Annotated in this window: 3 protein-coding genes; 1 reads left to right on the top strand and 2 read right to left on the bottom strand. The window is 65.0% G+C overall.

Going from position 1 to position 2542, the window contains the following annotated elements:
* Positions 1–1057: trypsin-like peptidase domain-containing protein (locus EN745_RS33465; RefSeq protein WP_127423215.1), on the top strand; the 1057-nt coding region annotated here is incomplete at its 5' end.
* Between the two features lie 46 nt (positions 1058–1103).
* Here the strand turns inward: EN745_RS33465 and EN745_RS33470 are convergent.
* Both EN745_RS33470 and serB read right to left on the bottom strand, forming a co-directional pair.
* Positions 1104–1676: a GNAT family N-acetyltransferase gene (locus EN745_RS33470; RefSeq protein ID WP_127423216.1), complete on the bottom strand. Its 573-nt coding sequence runs from the start codon at positions 1674–1676 to the stop codon at positions 1104–1106.
* Positions 1673–2542, bottom strand: an 870-nt coding sequence (gene serB, locus EN745_RS33475) for a phosphoserine phosphatase SerB (RefSeq protein ID WP_245487901.1), incomplete at its 5' end; no start/stop codon positions are given. The genes EN745_RS33470 and serB, both read right to left, overlap by 4 nt.

Raw genomic sequence — 2542 nt, forward strand, 5'->3', positions numbered from 1 at the left:
CACCAAGACCGACGTCGCCGTGCTGAAGGTCGATCCGAAGGGCCACAAGCTGACGGCGGTGAAGTTCGGCGATTCCACCAAGATGCGCGTCGGCGACTGGGTGATGGCGATCGGCAATCCGTTCGGCCTCGGCGGCACGGTGACGGTCGGCATCGTCTCGGCACGCAACCGCGACATCAATTCCGGCCCCTATGACGACTTCATCCAGACCGATGCCGCGATCAACCGCGGCAATTCCGGGGGTCCGCTGTTCAACAGCCTGGGCGAGGTCATCGGCATCAACACGGCGATCATCTCGCCGTCGGGCGGCTCGATCGGCATCGGCTTCTCCATTCCCTCGCAGCTTGCCTCGGGCGTCGTCGAACAGCTTCGACAGTTCGGCGAAACGCGGCGCGGCTGGCTCGGCGTGCGCATCCAGCCGGTCACCGACGACATTGCCGAAAGCCTCGGCATGGCGACCGCAAAGGGCGCGCTGGTGGCCGGCGTCATCAAGGGCGGACCGGTCGACAACGGCACGATCCTGGCCGGCGACGTCATCATCAAGTTCGACGGCAAGGACATCCACGAGATGCGCGACCTGCCGCGCGTCGTCGCGGAAAGCCCGGTCGGCAAGGCAGTGGACGTGGTCATCGTGCGCAAGGGCGTCGAGCAGACGGTGAAGGTGACGCTCGGCCGGCTCGAGGACGGCGAGAAGCTGGCGAGCGGCGAAGATGGCAACACCGACGAGGACAATGGCGACAAAGCGCCCGCGGTGTCTACGGCCGCCGTGCTCGGCATGACTATCGGCGAGCTCAATGACGAAACGCGGACCAAGTTCGGCATCGCTGCCGACGTCTCCGGCGTCGTCATCACCGACGTCACCAAGGATTCGGCCGCGGCAGAGCGTGGCATCCAGCCCGGCGAGGTGATCACCGAGATCGCCCAGGAATCGGTCGCCACGCCGAAGGATGTCATGGACCGGATCGGCGCTTTGAAGGAGCAGGGGCGCAAGAACGCGCTGTTGATGTTGGCGTCGAAGACCGGTGAGTTGCGGTTTGTCACGATCCGGATGGATTGAGTCCGGTAAGGCCTGCAACAATCTGATTTCAATATGAAAAGGGCGGCTAACGAGCCGCCCTTTTTCTTGCCTGCCAGTCCTTGCGCGACAGAGCGTAGAGGACATGCCGCTTGAGATGCGGGTGGCTATCGGGGATCGAGGGGTGGTCGAAATCGCGAGCCGGGTCGGGGCTCATGCCGAGGCGTTCCATGACGGCCGTCGAGCGGCGGTTGGCGGCGACGGCGAAGGAGACGATTTCATCGCGGTCGAGCGTTTCGAAGCCAAAGGCGAGCCAGGCTTCGGAGGCCTCCGTGACATAGCCCTTGCCCCAGAATTCCGGCGCCAAACGCCAGCCGATCTCGATTGTGTCGGAAGGCATGGACGGCACGTGATCGGTCTCTAAGAGGCCAACAAAGCCGATGCATTCGCCCGTCGCGGCGATCTCGGCGGCGGCAAAGCCAAAGCCATCCTCGGCGATCCAGCCGCGAAATTCATCCATTTTGGCATCCGTCTCGGCGCGGTCGCGGCGGAACGGAAAGAATTCCATCACCTGCTCGTCAAAATTGATGCGATGGAAGAGCTCGCGATCACGGTCCTCCCAGTTGCGCAGGATCAGGCGCTCGGTGCGCATCGGTTTCATCCGGCAAACTCCTCCTGGCGATAGCCCTGGAGATAGAGCAGCGCCGTCAGATCGCCATGGTCGATGCGGACCTTGGCCTCCGCCGCCACCGAAGGCTTGGCATGCAGGGCAACGCCGGTGCCGGCAAGGCGGATCATGTCGAGGTCGTTGGCGCCGTCGCCGACGGCAAGCGCGTCGGCCGGTGTGAGGCCGAGGCGGGCAGAGATTTCAAGCAACGCCTCCGCCTTGGCGGCGCGGCCGAGAATTGGCTCGGCGACCAGCCCGGTGAAACGGCCGTGCTCTTCGATCAGGCGGTTGGCGCGGTTCTCCTGGAAGCCAAGCATCGCCGCGATGCGGCTGGTGAAGACATTGAAGCCGCCTGACACAAGTGCCGTCCAGGCGCCGTTGCCCCGCATGGTACGCACAAGCGCGAGGCCGCCGGATGCCAGCGTCAGCCGGTTTTCGATCAGACGGTCGACCACGGCGGTATCGAGGCCGTTCAACAGAGCCACGCGCTCGCGCAGGGCCGGCTCGAAGGCGATCTCGCCGTTCATCGAGCGCGCGGTGATCGCCGCGACACGGTCCTTGACGCCGATCTCGTCGGCCAGTTCGTCAATGCATTCCTGGTCGATCATCGTCGAATCCATGTCGGCGATGAGGATCTTCTTGCGCCGGCCCTCAGTCGGCTGGACGATCACGTCGACCGGGTGCGAGGCGAGCGCGGCGCGCAGGGCGGCGGCCGCTTCGCCTGCGTCGGCCTTCTCCGGCAGGACGAGATCGCAGGCAATGTCCTCGGCCAGCCAGCGAACAGCGCTTGCGCCGACCGACCGTGAGGCCATATTCGCAAGCGTGGCCGAGACAGCGCGGCCTTCGGGATGGGACACAAG

Origin of the sequence: Mesorhizobium sp. M4A.F.Ca.ET.022.05.2.1, from assembly GCF_003998845.1 — a bacterium.
Lineage (GTDB): Bacteria > Pseudomonadota > Alphaproteobacteria > Rhizobiales > Rhizobiaceae > Mesorhizobium.